Origin of the sequence: Arthrobacter sp. StoSoilB22, assembly GCF_019977315.1 — a bacterium.
In the GTDB taxonomy this organism is placed as follows: Bacteria; Actinomycetota; Actinomycetes; order Actinomycetales; family Micrococcaceae; genus Arthrobacter.
In genome coordinates, this window is sequence record NZ_AP024652.1 from 4,205,968 (window position 1) to 4,218,859 (window position 12,892).

Below are 12,892 nucleotides of genomic sequence, written 5' to 3' on the forward strand. Positions count from 1 at the left end.
AACGTGTGTCCCGCTGCGGCGCGGGGTCAGTCGATATAGATCGAGAGAGAACAGCCTTAGGAGCTGCTGGAAATGCGGTGAAGCCACTCGAGGAACAGCTTCAATTCAGAGCTGGAAAGTTGGTCCGAATGTGAGGCCTGCAGTGCCGCATTCAGGGCGATTGCCGCAACAACCACGGACGACTTACCGGAGTCGTCCGCTGCGGCGCCACGGGCGGTGTCCGTGGAGACGGCGAAAATCATGGAGTCCCGGGTCATCGTTGAGAGCTCGAGGTTCCGTTCTTCCACCGGTTCTGCGATCAGCATGAGCGTGACGCCCACGTTGGCGGCCAGAATGCTGCGTGCCGCCTCGCGGGGCGGCACGTTGATCTGACCGGCGATAGCGGCTTTGTTCAGCATTTCTTCCAGAAGCGCTTCAGCATCGGCCACGATTGCCGGCCGGCTTTCCGGTCTGATATTGCCGAACATCACCAAATACAGATGGGGTTGGCTCAGCCCGAACTGGACGTGGTTGTCCCACATCCTCCGGACGTCTTCCAAGGGCTCCCCGGACGGTGCAAAATCCCGCTCCCCCGCCACATACTCTTCAAATCCGGCCGATACGACGGCGTCGAACAGGCCTTCCTTGTCGCCAAAGTGGTGGTAGAGCGTTGGCGCCGTGACCCCGGCAAGCTTGGTGATCTGGCGCGTTGAGACCGCTGACCCCTCCGAATTCGCCAGCAATTCGGCAGCTGCGCGAAGCAACCGAATTTTGGGCGGAAGCTGGTCATCGAAACTCATAACCGCTACCCTAGCACCTATAGCGTTGCTATATGAAGTGGCTCACAAAGGAATTTTGTAGGCTAGTTTTCGAGGCTCCCGGTGCCGTCGCCGGCGGGCCTGAACCAACAAGCAGGAACAGAGGATTCAGTGCAGAATTTCCAAGGAGTAGGGGTCAGCCCTGGCCGCATCATTGGTTCCGTCCGCCAGATGCCCAAGCCGGTGAGCGAACCGCCGTCGGGAGAGCGTTTGGCAGCGGACGTTAGTCCGGAAGACGCCGTCGCGGGTTTGAAAGCGGCTGCGCAGGCGGTGCATGACGAACTCAAGGGACGCGCGGACAGTGCTTCCGGCGACGGCAAAGCCGTCCTCGAAGCCACTGCGCTCATGGCCAAGGACACCATGCTCCTGAAGTCGGCCGCGAAGCTGATCAATGCCGGCTCCTCGGCCGAAAGGGCTATCTGGGAAGCCGGCGCTTCCGTCTCCGAAATGCTGCACAACCTGGGCGGCTACATGGCCGAGCGCGCCACCGACGTCCTGGACGTGCGCGCCCGCATCGTTGCCGAACTCCGCGGCGTCCCCGCACCGGGTATTCCCGCCTCGGACACGCCCTTCATCCTGGTGGCCGAGGACCTCGCACCGGCGGACACCGCAACACTGAATCCCGCCGTGGTCCTTGCTCTGGTGACCTCGGGCGGCGGCCCGCAGTCCCACACGGCCATCATTGCGCGCTCACTCGGCCTGCCCGCCGTGGTGGCTGCGCACGGCGTTGACGATATTGCCGACGGTTCCGAGGTTTACGTAGACGGCGCAGCTGGCTTCGTGGCCGTATCGCCCTCTGATGAACAACGCGCTGCGGCGACTGCCTGGGCTGAGACCTCCGCGACGCTTGCGGAGTTTGACGGAAACGGCACGACGGCGGACGGCCACCTAGTGCCGCTCCTCGCCAACGTCGGCGGAGCCAAGGACGCCGTGGCAGCTGCCGCTTTGGGCGCCCAGGGTGTTGGCTTGTTCCGCACCGAATTCTGCTTCCTTGAACGAGACACCGAGCCCTCCGTGGAGGAGCAGGCCGCGGCTTACAAGGCCGTTTTTGACGCGTTCCCGGGCAAGAAAGTTGTCCTTCGCACGCTCGACGCCGGCGCCGACAAGCCACTCCCCTTCCTCACGGATGCCACCGAACCCAACCCTGCACTGGGTGTTCGCGGCTACCGCACCGACTTCACCACACCAGGCGTCCTGGAGCGCCAGCTCGAGGCCATTGCCCGGGCAGCTTCGGAATCCGACGCCGACGTGTGGGTCATGGCCCCCATGATCTCCACCGCCGCGGAAGCCGGCCGCTTCGCCTCCCTCTGCGCTGCTGCCGGAATCAAGACGCCGGGCGTGATGGTGGAGGTCCCCTCTGCTGCGCTGACCGCCGCCACCGTGCTGCGCGAAGTCGGGTTCGCGTCCCTCGGCACCAACGACCTCACCCAGTACGCCATGGCCGCCGACCGCCAGCTCGGACCCCTCGCGGAACTCAACACCCCGTGGCAGCCTGCCGTGCTCCGGCTCGTGCAGCTCACCGTTGAAGGTGCGGCGCAGGAAAGCTCCGGCCGCGAAGGCGACCCCAAGCCCGTGGGCGTCTGCGGTGAGGCTGCCGCCGACCCTGCCCTCGCCGTCGTACTGACCGGGCTGGGTGTCACCACACTGTCCATGACCGCGCGCTCCCTGCCCGCCGTCGGGACCGTGCTGAAAACGGTGACACTGGAGCAGGCGCAGGAACTGGCCCGGCTCGCTTTGTCTGCTCCGAGCGCTCTTGAGGCCCGCGACTGGGTCCGCGCCAAACTCCCCGTACTCGAAGAACTCGGCCTCTAACTTTTCGCTTCCGACTTTTAGGAGAAATCCATGCCCGAACGCACAGCCACCATCGCCAGCCGCTCCGGACTGCACGCCCGCCCCGCCGCCTTGTTCGCCGAGGCTGCAGGCGAGCAGCCCGTGGAGGTCACCATTGCCATGCAAGGCGAACCCGCCGATGACGCGCTCGACGCCGCGAGCATCCTTTCGCTCATGACGCTCGGCGCTGCCAAGGGTGACGTAGTGGTGCTGCGGGCCGAGGGGGACGGAGCCGACGCCGCGCTGGACGCACTGGTCAAGCTGCTGGAGACGGACTTGGACGCAGAGTAGCTGCTCGCCGGGTTGGGCCGGTACGACGATTCGCTGCACCTTGGACGGTTGGAGTCGTCCAAGGTGCAGCGATCCGTCTCAATGGATGCTGGACGCGGTGTGCGACGGTCCAACGTGAGCCACGCGCTAGGCTTCTGCCATGGCATTGATAGCTCCCCGCGTCACTCCTGGCTTGCCCGCCGATGACGCCCGGAATCTGGCACGCTCCCTCCAAGACAGCGATGACATCACCGTGTTCGTAGATGGCACGGTCCACCGCCTGCCCACCGAGGCGAGGGACGCCGTCGTCGACCTCCTCGCCAGGCTGAGCCGTGGCGAAACGGTGACGGTGAGCAGCGTGGAGGAAATGCTCACCACCTCACAAGCCGCTGAGCTTGCCGGCATCTCCCACACCTATCTGCGCAACATGACCGATCGCGGCGAAATCCCGGTGGAGTACCGGGGAACGCATCGTCGCATCCGGCAGGCCGCCATCATTGAATGGCTGGCAACGCAGAAGAAAAAGCAGCAAGCCCAAGCGGCTACGGCAGACGACGTCACCGATTCCCAGAGCTAGCCAACCCACATCACCAGCATGCTGTTCAATAGCGGTATGGCAAAAAGCTCCCCTTCGACCGTTTGGCCCGTGGTGCACCAGGAGCGTCGTGCGCTGATCCAAGACCTCGAACCGCTTGAGCCAGCGCAATGGCAGACGCCGTCCCTGTGCTCCGGCATCCGCCGCGACTACCCCGCCCAGCACGGGGCCACCGTACTCAGCGCATTACTGCTTGCGGTGTCAGGGCGGCCGATCGGGAGCGATGAAGTGAGCGGACCCGGAGCTCCGGTGTTCCTGCAACGGTTGGGAAACGAGTGAAGATGCCAGGGGACACAAAAGGATTGCTTTCTGCCGACGTCCAGGCCTTAGGCCTGACCGGCAGGATCCATTGGACGAAAGGCTCGCCTGCGCCGGAGCCGGGCGCAGAGCCGGGGAGCGAACCCGCGTACATCTTGATTCACGGGATCGGGGTGTCGCATAGATACCTGGCGCGGTTGCATGCTGTTCTCGCGGCGAGCGCACCGACGTACTCGCTGGACCTGCCCGGTTTTGGCGGGACGCCCAAGCCCGGTCGCCAGCTCTCAGTGGAGGACTACGGCGCGTTCATTGCCGATACACTCGCGTCGTGTGGCATCGACTCCTACGTGTTGGTGGGGCATTCGATGGGTACGCAATTTGCCATCGAGGCGGCCCTGCGCGCCCCCGAGCAGGTCAAGCAGTTAGTACTGATGGGTCCCGTGGTGGATTCACGGCATAAAAATGTGTGGCGGCAGTCGCTGGCCCTGACCCTCGACGGAATACTCCGCGAGAGTCCCACGTCCAACGCGATCGTCATGTCCGACTACTTCCGCTGCGGCCCGCGCTGGTACCTCACCGAGCTGCCGGTGATGATGAAATACCCCACGGAGAAAAGGCTGGCCGGCATCCAGGTACCGTTGCTGGTCCTGCGCGGTAGCCGCGACCAGGTGGCGGGCCCGGATTGGTCACTGCGGTTGTCCAGGACAGTGGTACAGGGTCGCTTGGTAGAGATTCCGGGCGTCGGGCACGTGGCGCAGCACATGCGTCCCAAGGCTGTGGCGGATGCCATCCGGAGCTTCGTCACCGCTACCACTCCGCACCGCTAAACACTGACGCACGACGCCGGCACCTGGACTGGGTGCCGCTTGTCGGGTAGCCGCGTCCCGGCTAGGCTGACGGAGCAAGCGCATTAGTAAGTTTGCTTACGAAAGGGCTGATCGTGACTGACAAAGACTCAACTGAAGAGACACAGGGCTTCGGCACCACCGGCGCCACAGGACCCTTCGCCACAGGATCCTATGACACGACCTCCGATGCCGACAGCATCCACGAAGATCCCGATATGCGCCAGGACGAGGACGAGGATCCCGCAGCCTCCGCCAACCCGGACCCCCTGGACGGCAACGTCACAGGGTTGGAGCCCGGCGGTGGAGTTCCTCCGGGAGAAACCCCGCCGGCCGAAGGCAGCATGAGCAGCGACCAAGGCCACCACGAGTAACTACGCTGCAAGCCTCGCTGTTACGTTGCTAACCCGCTGTTTCGTTGCTGGCCAGCGACGTAACAGCGGGTTGGCAACGCCCTAGGTGTTCGGTAGCTTCAGGATCTCCCCGAGATCGTACTCAGCGGGCTCTTCCAGCTGCGCGTACGTGCAGCTCCCGGGGGTCCTGTCCGGCCGCCACCTGCGGAACTGCGTGGTGTGCCGGAACCTGTCCCCCTCCATGTAGTCGTACTTCACTTCGATCACGAGCTCGGGGCGCAGGGGCACGAAGGAGAAGTCCTTGCCCCCGCTCCAGCGGCTTTGGGCGCCCGGCATGCGTGAACCCCCGGCAGCCTCGTCCTGCTTGGCCCATTCGCCCCACGGGTGCTGGTCGAGTTCAATCTGATACGGCTCAAGCTCAGCCACCAGGGCCTCGCGCTTGGCCATGGGAAACGATGCCACCACTCCCACGTGATGTAGCCGGCCGGTGTCGTCGTGCAGGCCAAGCAGCATGGAGCCCACTACTTTCGCGGTCTTGTGCCAGCGGAACCCAGCCACCACACAATCGGCCGTGCGCTCGTGTTTGGTCTTGAACATCACCCGCTTGTTCGGGAGGTACGCCCCATCCAGTGGTTTGGACAGCACACCATCCAGGCCCGCGCCCTCCAGTTGTACGAACCACTCCCGCGCCCGTTCCAGATCAGTCACCGCAGGAGTCACATACACAGGCGGCTCGGCCTCGGCGAGCGCACGTTCCAAAATGGCCCGGCGCTCGGAGAACGGCTTGTCCATGAGGTTCTGATCGCCCAGCGCGAGGATGTCGAACGCAATCATGGACGCCGGGGTCTTCTCTGCGAGCATACGGACGCGGCTGTCGGCGGGGTGGATCCGCTGCTGGAGCACCTCGAATTCGAGCCGGCCACCCTCGATCAGGACGATTTCGCCGTCAATCACGCATTTGTCCGGCAGGTTCTTCCTGAGGGCATCCACCAGCTCCGGGAAGTAGCGGGTCATGGGCTTCTCGTTGCGGCTGCCCAGGACGATCTCGTCGCCGTCCTTGAAGACGATGGTCCGGAAGCCGTCCCATTTGGGCTCGTAGTGCCCAACATCGGGGATGGTCGGAACGGATTTGGCGAGCATGGGCGAGACGGGTGGCATCACAGGCAGGTCCATAGACAATGTCTACCCGCCGGTGCGCGCCGAAGCTAGTGTTGGCCAGGGATATCTTGGTCGAGCGGCCCAGCGAGTGCCGCCCAGCACCGGCCCCGAAGCCTAAGCGCCAGAAGCCTACCGCTTAGGCTGAACTACCGCCCGTTACATTAATGTGACTTTACTTTCCGGCTCATGTACCGTCGTAGGGCGACCCATATCTCCGCTGGGCCGCTTCCGGATTGACGCCGAGCTCTGCCGCAATCCGGGATCCGCCAGACCCGCGGCAGAGACGGGGGACCCAGGTTCCCGGGCTTGTTACCCACAAGCCCTTGGGGTGAAGCCGCCTTGCGCGGCCGGACGGCCTCGTCCGAACCCGACAGCTAACCTCGAAGGCGTTGAGAGGCAACCACCATGTCCCCAACCATGGATCAGCCGCGCCGCGCCCAGACTGAAGGCGAGCGCACCAAGCCAACCGGACGCCGTCGGGCCCAACCCAGCGGATTCCTTGACAACGCGCCGGCAGATTCCGCCGCCGTCAGCGGAACGTCAAGCACGACGCCGGAACCCGCCACGGCGGCCATGCCCGCCGCGGTGAAACCCACCACGCGTGCGGAAATCCGCGCAGCCGAGCGCGAGCGTGCTGCCCGGGCCGTACTCGCGCCCGAGGAATCGGCGGCAGCTCCGAAGTCCACCACACCGGGACCTCCTACCGCAGCCATCCCCATCGTTCCGCCGGCCAGCCAGGAACCCGCCACCACGGCTATTCCAGTAGTGCAGCCTGCAACGCCGGAACCCGCAACTGCGGCCATTCCCGTAGTCACTGCCCGCGATGAGTCCGCGCGCACGCCGGAACCCACGGAGTCCCCGCGCAAGGACGCTGAGTCCCCGCGCGGCAAGTCTCCGGCTCAGGTGGCCGCAGCCGCTACAGCCTCAGCATCCTTGGCAAGCCGCCGGGACGTTCGAAAGCCGGCCGCTGCGCCCACCACCAAGTCCGGTTTTGGCGCCACATCCTCGTTCGGCCGTGAGCCGTTCGGCCGCGAACCACAGGCCGCCCTGCGCAAGGCGGCTTCGGTCAAACACATGAGCCAGCGCATGGCCGTGGTGGCGGGGGCCCTTGGCCTCGTGCTGACAGCCGGCGCTTTGGGGCCGGCCCTTGAACTTCCGTTCTTCGGCCAGGAAACCCCGTCGCAGGAAGCCGGCGGGGGCGAAGGCCGCACCTCGGGTTCGGCATCGCCCGGGCCCAAGGCTTCCTACACCACGGCGTCATCACCTTCGGCCTCCACGCCATCCACAGCATCAGGGGCAACGGCTTCCTCCGAGGCCGGCCAGCCCGCGACGATCGCGGAGGCACCCGGGGCGGTGTCGCCGTCGTCGACTCCCACCCCACAGGTTTCGCTCGCGGACCCGGTATGGGTTCCGTCAGCGGGCTCGTCCGCAGTCCCGGCAGTTCCTGGCGCCACCAGCCCGGCACCCACCCAGCCGGCCCCCGCGCCGAGCGATGTGCCGCCCTCGGACACCATCACTACACCGCCTGCGCCGACGCCAACGGGCACTCCCACACCGACCCCGACTCCCACAGGAACTGCGACTCCCACACCGACTCCAACGCCGACGGATACTGCAACGCCGACGTCCAAGCCGAAACCGGGCAAGCCGACCGCTGCCTCAGCACCGCAGCCCAGTGAATCGGCACTTCAGGACATCCTCGATGCCGCACAGAAGGTATTCGGTTGAGCACCCGCCTGCCGCGTACGTCCACCCATGCGGGGTGGCATAGCCGGTACTGCAGCAGCAGCCGGACTGCCACGTTCCGTCGGCGGATGGGGCGCTGGAGCTGCCAGCGTTTGCGGCGCTCGTAAGGCAACACCGCATACTTCGTACTTACAAGGGGAAGCAGGCTCAGATCCGTGGCCGTACTGCCCAACGCCTGGCCTTCAGGGCCGCATGTAACTCGAGCCGGATCGCGCCACTCAACGGATCAGCACCGATGAGCTGGCGGATCCGGCCGAGCCTGTTGTAGATGCTGCTCCTGTGGAGATGAAGTTTGGCGGCGACGTCCTGAACCGAGCCGTCATTGTCATAGAGCAATTCAAGGACGGGCAGGAGTTCGCCGTTTTTGTCGTGGTCCTCGAGTGCCCTGAAATGCACAGATCCCGTGTCATCCCAACCGCCCGGTGCTACCAAACGATCGAACAGCTGGTACACGCCAACAGTTCGGCTGTCCACGAGCTCACCCAAAGGGAGGTCTACTGCGGCCGCTTGGGCAGCAACCTTCGCTTGCCGGTACGCACCGGACAGCTGCCGGATAACTTGGAATGGTTCGCTGATCCCCAAGATTACCCTGTCCACTTTGCGGCCTGCGCGTTTGGCGAGCTCCAGTTGATAGTGCACCAAAACCTGGGCATGGTCCGCCCGGCCGCCCGACTCGCGGAACAACACAACGGAATGCGTCTCCGTTCCGGCGCTGAACAACGCGGCGTTCACGCCAATGGTGGACTGCAGCGCGGCAGATCGATGCGTCAGGGTAGCTGCAATGGGATCGACGTCGGACCTCGCACCATAGGGGTCGAGGATAGTCACCAGCTGCCACGGACCGCGGCCCTGGATTTCCTTCCAACCCGCGACGGCGGCCACAGCGTTGGATTCGCCGCCGCAGGCTGACAGAAACTCCTGTTCACGCCGTCGCCGGAACTCCGATTCAGCCGTGTTGGAATCAAGGAGCAAGCCCGCCAGCAGGTCCAGCTCGTCCCGCACGCCTGGCAGTTCGGCGAGTATCGCCGTCGCGCTCTGTTCTTCAAGGTCAAGCTGCACCCACAAGTACCCCACGCGGAAACCGCGCACCAGCAAGGGGACACAGACGCGGCCCAACATGCCCAGTTCGTCGTTGGCTGGAACCACCACGGGTCGCACCGCCGTAGCAATGCCGTGAGCGAGCTGCCATGCGCTGACGTCGCTGGGTACCCGCTTGCTCAGGAGGAAGTTCACGCGGACGCGGTCGGCGTGGGACTGGTTGGAGCTGTAGGCGAGGAGAACGCCGTCGAGGTCTTCCAGGGAGAGCCCGCGGCCCAGCTTCAAAGCCACCCGTTCAACGATCTGTTCCACGTCCTGCTGCATCGGAAAAGCGTACCAACAGCAGGCGACACTTGACGCTTCAGTGCTCGACAAATGTCGAACTTGCCCGGCTAGGATCCTTGTATCCACAGGGTTTTCCTGTGCGGGCAGTTCTTGCTCCATGTCGCCTGCCTCACAGCCGGATTTATTCTGGAATCACAGCCCGCAACACATTTTTCGGCCGAAGAGGCCGCTAACGATGGAGCCCACAGATGATCATCGGTGTCCCCAAAGAAATCAAGAACAACGAGTTCCGCGTAGCCATCACGGCTGCCGGCGTCCACGAGTTCCGCACCCACGGACACTCCGTTCTGGTTGAACGCGGCGCAGGCCTCGGCTCGGGCATCACCGACGAGGAATACTCGATCGCCGGCGCAGAAATCGTCAACGAAGCCGACGACGTCTGGGCCCGCGCGGACATGGTCATGAAGGTCAAAGAACCCATCGCGGCCGAGTACCACCGCTTCCGCAAGGGCCTCATCCTCTTCACCTACCTCCACCTCGCCGCAGAGCCCGAGCTCACCGCCGAGCTCATCAACTCCGGCGTCACGGCCATCGCCTATGAAACCGTTCAGGAGGGCCGCACGCTTCCGCTGCTCGCCCCGATGTCCGAGGTCGCAGGGCGCCTGTCCGTAGTGGTCGGCGCTTCCTCCCTCATGGCTCCGGCCGGTGGCAAGGGTGTCCTCCTGGGCGGCGTACCGGGTGTGCGCCCGGCCAAGGTTGTTGTCCTCGGCGCCGGCGTTGCGGGAACCAACGCCGCCGCCATGGCGCTGGGCCTCGGTGCTGATGTCACCATCATGGACATCAACATCAACCGGCTGCGCGAACTCGACGCCCTCTACCAGGGCCGCCTGAAGACCGTTGCCTCCAACGCCTACGAGATCGAGAAGTCAGTCATCGACGCAGATCTCGTGATCGGCTCCGTCCTGATCCCCGGCGCCAAGGCACCCAAGCTGGTCACCAACGACCTCGTTGCCCGCATGAAGCCGGGCTCGGTTCTTGTGGACATCGCCGTTGACCAGGGCGGCTGCTTCGAGGACACGCACCCCACCACCCACCAGGAACCGACGTACAAGGTCCACAACTCGATCTTCTACTGCGTTGCCAACATGCCTGGCGCCGTTCCGAACACCTCCACGTACGCACTGACCAACGTCACCCTGCGCTACGCCGTGGCATTGGCCAACCTGGGCGTCAAGGCCGCCTTCGACCGCGATCCCGCGCTCGCCGCCGGCCTCAACATCGCTGCAGGCCACGTGGCACACCACTCCGTTTCCGAGGCACACAACCTGCCGCTGGTGACGGACTGGCACAGCCTGGTCACCGCATAGCGAAGCCTTCGCGGCGACAGAAACTCGTCCCTGGCCCGCTGTTCCGTTGCTGCCCAGCAACGGAACAGCGGGCTTCCGACGTTTCAGCGCGAAAAGTTCCGATGGGTGTCTCCACCTCAAGCTGCAGCACAGGCTCCTGGATGCCCAGCTTGTGGAGAAGCAGGCGAGTGCGTGTCTCCCCCACTGACTCGGATCGCTTATCCATTGCGGCGAGAACCTGACGCAGCCGCCGCGCACCCCGCGTGATCCTGCCGCTGTCCAGAAAATGTTGCAGGATTCCCGGATCAGCACCCCGCCTGAGGGCCTGGTCCGCGATAACCACGGCTGCTTCGAACGCCAACGTTCTCGCACAGTCGATCACTGTCCGTTCAAGGCTCGTGACTCTGACCCGGCCTCCCCACGGCGCGGGCACTTCCGTGATTTCTTCCGGGTTCAACGGCCCACCGTGGGCAACCACATCCGCACCCGAACTTGCCTGGGCAGGAGAGAATGGCGTGGTGACATGCACTTGAGGGCCACCTTCCCAGTCAGGGCACCCATGGAGCCGGGCAGCACTCAGGTGGCTATACGTTGCTTGGCCCGACGTGCTGCACGCCTGGGCCTGAATACGGAGTATCTCCCGTTCCCAGGGCTTGCGACGACGCCAGTCAACTGTCCGGACATAGGCACCGCGCCTCAGCCTCAGGAGCTTCCCCGAACGCACTCCTGCGGTCAGCGCGCGGTCCCCCAGGCCCGTGGCCGCAAGCTCGGGGGTTGAGGCAACAAGGGTGGACGGCCAATGCTCAGCGAGAAGGGCATCAAGCTTTGGTGATTGCATCTACCCATTTTTGGTGCAGGGGTGGCCGACAGCCATCGAGGATGCATCCTATGTGGACAACTACGTGCCGAGGCCGCTGTTCCGTTGAGGCCCAACAACGGAACAGCGGGCCGAGAACGGATTTGCGGTTAGGGCCTCGACGGGAGGGACGGAATCAGCTGCGATGGAACCGGCACAGGAACACCCGAGGGGCCAAGCTTTGAGGGATCGATCGTGGAGGGGTCGATCTCCGGCGGGGTCACGGGCAACACCGGCGGCGTGGGGATGACGCCGTTTCCGGGCTCCTGGTGCGACGGCGCGTTGGGGGTACGTTGCGATGGTTCGCCCCCGGGCTGCGGCTGGGGTTCGGGAACAACAGGACTGACGGGTGCCGACGGAGCAGGCTGGGGTTGGACAGTGGCAGAACCTTGCTGCGGCACGTCCGGAGCAGGCACCTGCTGCTCGGGGGTGGTGCCAGCGGGCGCATCGGGTTGGGGAGCGCTGCCCGAACCCGGGTTCAGTTGTGACACCACCGAACCGATTGCTGCTCCAAGATGCTGGAAAGCGCCCGGCAGGCCGCCCTCCGATGCGACGGCAGCGGTAGCCCCGCCTGCCAAGGACACGGCAACGGCAAGGCCCGCGATGGCGGCGCGGCGCTTCTTACGACGACGTGCAGCGAGTTCGTCCACAGGAGCGAACCCGGGCTGGGGCTCCGGCGCAACGGTGGCGAGTACCGCCGTGGGTGCACCCGACGACGCGAACGGTTTCTCCGCCGTCGAGGGCTGTTCGGTGACAGCGAGCCGTTCTGTGGCGGCTGGGCTGCTGACCATGAGCGCGCGGACTGCGTCGGACGGCAAAGGGGCAGTGCCAGCCAGTGAACGGAGCTCCAGAAGTTCCGTGCGGAGGGCTGCGTCGCCGGAGAGGCCGGAGTCGGCCAGCAAATGGTCGATGGCCTGCTGGTCGCGGCGTCCGCGAGGCGTGAATTGTTCGCTCATGATGTGCCGTTCCTTAGTAGTGCACGCTTCTTCAGTGCACCCAATGCCCTGCGCTGGAGTTGTTTGACGGATCCCTGGGACTTGCCCATGATGGCCGCCGTGTCTTCCACCGAAACATCTGCGACGACCCGAAGTGCCAGGACCTCCCGATAATCGTCGGGAAGATCATCCATAATCTCGGTGACTCCCAGGCCGGCGACTCGTCCAAAAGCCTGGTCTTCGGCCGATGGTGACCGCCGCGCGTCCAGGTCCACTTCATATGGCGTGGAATCGGGCGTTCGTTCCCGCTTGCGATAGTGGTCAACCATCCGCGCGTGCGCGATGGTGAACAGCAACGTCTTGGCACCCTGAAGCCCTCCACGGAGCGAATCCAGCTTGGGATACAGGGCCAGGAATACGTCCTGCGTCACGGCTTCGGGGTCGTCCACGCCGCGTGCCCTGAGATAGCCAAAAACCGGTCCGGCGAAGTTGTTGTAGGCAGCCGTGAAGAGCAGGGCGGGATCATCCTGATCCGCCTGCACGTATTCATCAGCCAAAGGGTCTAGCACCCGTGGATGCC

At 64.7% G+C, this 12,892-nt stretch carries 14 protein-coding genes and 1 riboswitch; of the genes, 8 read left to right on the top strand and 6 right to left on the bottom strand.

Annotated features, from left to right (window positions below; all coding sequences use genetic code 11):
• Positions 1-56: 56 nt before the first annotated feature.
• On the bottom strand, positions 57-779 hold the full coding sequence (locus LDN70_RS19455; RefSeq protein WP_142937582.1) for a TetR/AcrR family transcriptional regulator: 723 nt from the start codon (positions 777-779) through the stop codon (positions 57-59).
• Positions 780-908: 129 nt separating this feature from the next.
• Between LDN70_RS19455 and ptsP the strand changes: the two genes are divergently transcribed.
• The 6 genes from ptsP to LDN70_RS19485 all read left to right on the top strand — a co-directional run bounded on the left by ptsP (position 909) and on the right by LDN70_RS19485 (position 4,969).
• Complete coding sequence (gene ptsP / locus LDN70_RS19460; protein ID WP_223941157.1) at positions 909-2,609, top strand: phosphoenolpyruvate--protein phosphotransferase; 1,701 nt, start codon at positions 909-911, stop codon at positions 2,607-2,609.
• Between the two features lie 30 nt (positions 2,610-2,639).
• Complete coding sequence (locus LDN70_RS19465) at positions 2,640-2,918, top strand: HPr family phosphocarrier protein (protein WP_089596564.1); 279 nt, start codon at positions 2,640-2,642, stop codon at positions 2,916-2,918.
• A gap of 139 nt (positions 2,919-3,057) precedes the next feature.
• Positions 3,058-3,474: a helix-turn-helix domain-containing protein gene (locus tag LDN70_RS19470; protein WP_166842491.1), complete on the top strand. Its 417-nt coding sequence runs from the start codon at positions 3,058-3,060 to the stop codon at positions 3,472-3,474.
• A 36-nt stretch (positions 3,475-3,510) separates the two neighbouring features.
• Positions 3,511-3,771, top strand: a complete 261-nt coding sequence (locus tag LDN70_RS19475) for a maleylpyruvate isomerase mycothiol-dependent enzyme family protein (RefSeq protein ID WP_223941158.1) — start codon at positions 3,511-3,513, stop codon at positions 3,769-3,771.
• A 2-nt stretch (positions 3,772-3,773) separates the two neighbouring features.
• On the top strand, positions 3,774-4,577 hold the full coding sequence (locus LDN70_RS19480; protein ID WP_166842493.1) for an alpha/beta fold hydrolase: 804 nt from the start codon (positions 3,774-3,776) through the stop codon (positions 4,575-4,577).
• A gap of 113 nt (positions 4,578-4,690) precedes the next feature.
• On the top strand, positions 4,691-4,969 hold the full coding sequence (locus LDN70_RS19485; RefSeq protein WP_142937577.1) for a DUF6480 family protein: 279 nt from the start codon (positions 4,691-4,693) through the stop codon (positions 4,967-4,969).
• An 81-nt stretch (positions 4,970-5,050) separates the two neighbouring features.
• On the opposite strand, the gene LDN70_RS19490 is transcribed toward LDN70_RS19485, so the two are convergent.
• A complete protein-coding gene (locus LDN70_RS19490; RefSeq protein ID WP_223941159.1) occupies positions 5,051-6,121 on the bottom strand; it encodes an ATP-dependent DNA ligase in 1,071 nt (356 codons plus the stop codon).
• 239 nt (positions 6,122-6,360) lie between these two features.
• A riboswitch (cyclic di-AMP (ydaO/yuaA leader) is annotated at positions 6,361-6,509 on the top strand.
• A 2-nt stretch (positions 6,510-6,511) separates the two neighbouring features.
• Between LDN70_RS19490 and LDN70_RS19495 the strand changes: the two genes are divergently transcribed.
• Entirely contained in the window at positions 6,512-7,834 is a 1,323-nt protein-coding gene (locus LDN70_RS19495; protein ID WP_223942710.1) for a hypothetical protein, read from the top strand.
• 165 nt (positions 7,835-7,999) lie between these two features.
• On the opposite strand, the gene LDN70_RS19500 is transcribed toward LDN70_RS19495, so the two are convergent.
• A complete protein-coding gene (locus LDN70_RS19500) occupies positions 8,000-9,214 on the bottom strand; it encodes a PucR family transcriptional regulator (RefSeq protein ID WP_223941160.1) in 1,215 nt (404 codons plus the stop codon).
• Between the two features lie 209 nt (positions 9,215-9,423).
• Between LDN70_RS19500 and ald the strand changes: the two genes are divergently transcribed.
• The gene (ald, locus tag LDN70_RS19505; RefSeq protein WP_142937573.1) at positions 9,424-10,542 is read left to right on the top strand and encodes an alanine dehydrogenase; all 1,119 of its coding nucleotides are present in this window, start codon (positions 9,424-9,426) and stop codon (positions 10,540-10,542) included.
• Here ald and LDN70_RS19510 read toward each other — a convergent pair.
• The 3 genes from LDN70_RS19510 to LDN70_RS19520 form a co-directional block, all read right to left on the bottom strand.
• Positions 10,532-11,359 (bottom strand): type IV toxin-antitoxin system AbiEi family antitoxin domain-containing protein, encoded by an 828-nt coding sequence (locus LDN70_RS19510; RefSeq protein ID WP_223941161.1) that lies wholly within the window; start codon positions 11,357-11,359, stop codon positions 10,532-10,534. The genes ald and LDN70_RS19510 overlap by 11 nt on opposite strands.
• Positions 11,360-11,487: 128 nt before the next feature.
• Positions 11,488-12,333, bottom strand: coding sequence for a hypothetical protein (locus LDN70_RS19515; RefSeq protein WP_223941162.1), 846 nt, complete (start codon positions 12,331-12,333; stop codon positions 11,488-11,490).
• Complete coding sequence (locus LDN70_RS19520) at positions 12,330-12,881, bottom strand: RNA polymerase sigma factor (RefSeq protein ID WP_142937570.1); 552 nt, start codon at positions 12,879-12,881, stop codon at positions 12,330-12,332. Before LDN70_RS19520 ends, LDN70_RS19515 begins: the two co-directional genes overlap by 4 nt.
• Between the last annotated feature and the right edge of the window lie 11 nt (positions 12,882-12,892).

Excerpts from the sequence above, each read along its gene's own strand:
- LDN70_RS19475 (WP_223941158.1), top strand. The coding sequence starts at position 3,511 with ATGGCAAAAAGCTCCCCTTCGACCGTTTGGCCCGTGGTGCACCAGGAG.
- LDN70_RS19480 (WP_166842493.1), top strand. The coding sequence starts at position 3,774 with ATGCCAGGGGACACAAAAGGATTGCTTTCTGCCGACGTCCAGGCCTTA.
- LDN70_RS19495 (WP_223942710.1), top strand. The coding sequence starts at position 6,512 with ATGTCCCCAACCATGGATCAGCCGCGCCGCGCCCAGACTGAAGGCGAG.
- LDN70_RS19510 (WP_223941161.1), bottom strand. The coding sequence starts at position 11,359 with ATGCAATCACCAAAGCTTGATGCCCTTCTCGCTGAGCATTGGCCGTCC.
- LDN70_RS19470 (WP_166842491.1), top strand. The coding sequence starts at position 3,058 with ATGGCATTGATAGCTCCCCGCGTCACTCCTGGCTTGCCCGCCGATGAC.
- LDN70_RS19465 (WP_089596564.1), top strand. The coding sequence starts at position 2,640 with ATGCCCGAACGCACAGCCACCATCGCCAGCCGCTCCGGACTGCACGCC.
- LDN70_RS19515 (WP_223941162.1), bottom strand. The coding sequence starts at position 12,333 with ATGAGCGAACAATTCACGCCTCGCGGACGCCGCGACCAGCAGGCCATC.
- LDN70_RS19455 (WP_142937582.1), bottom strand. The coding sequence starts at position 779 with ATGAGTTTCGATGACCAGCTTCCGCCCAAAATTCGGTTGCTTCGCGCA.
- LDN70_RS19500 (WP_223941160.1), bottom strand. The coding sequence starts at position 9,214 with ATGCAGCAGGACGTGGAACAGATCGTTGAACGGGTGGCTTTGAAGCTG.
- ald (WP_142937573.1), top strand. The coding sequence starts at position 9,424 with ATGATCATCGGTGTCCCCAAAGAAATCAAGAACAACGAGTTCCGCGTA.
- LDN70_RS19490 (WP_223941159.1), bottom strand. The coding sequence starts at position 6,121 with ATGGACCTGCCTGTGATGCCACCCGTCTCGCCCATGCTCGCCAAATCC.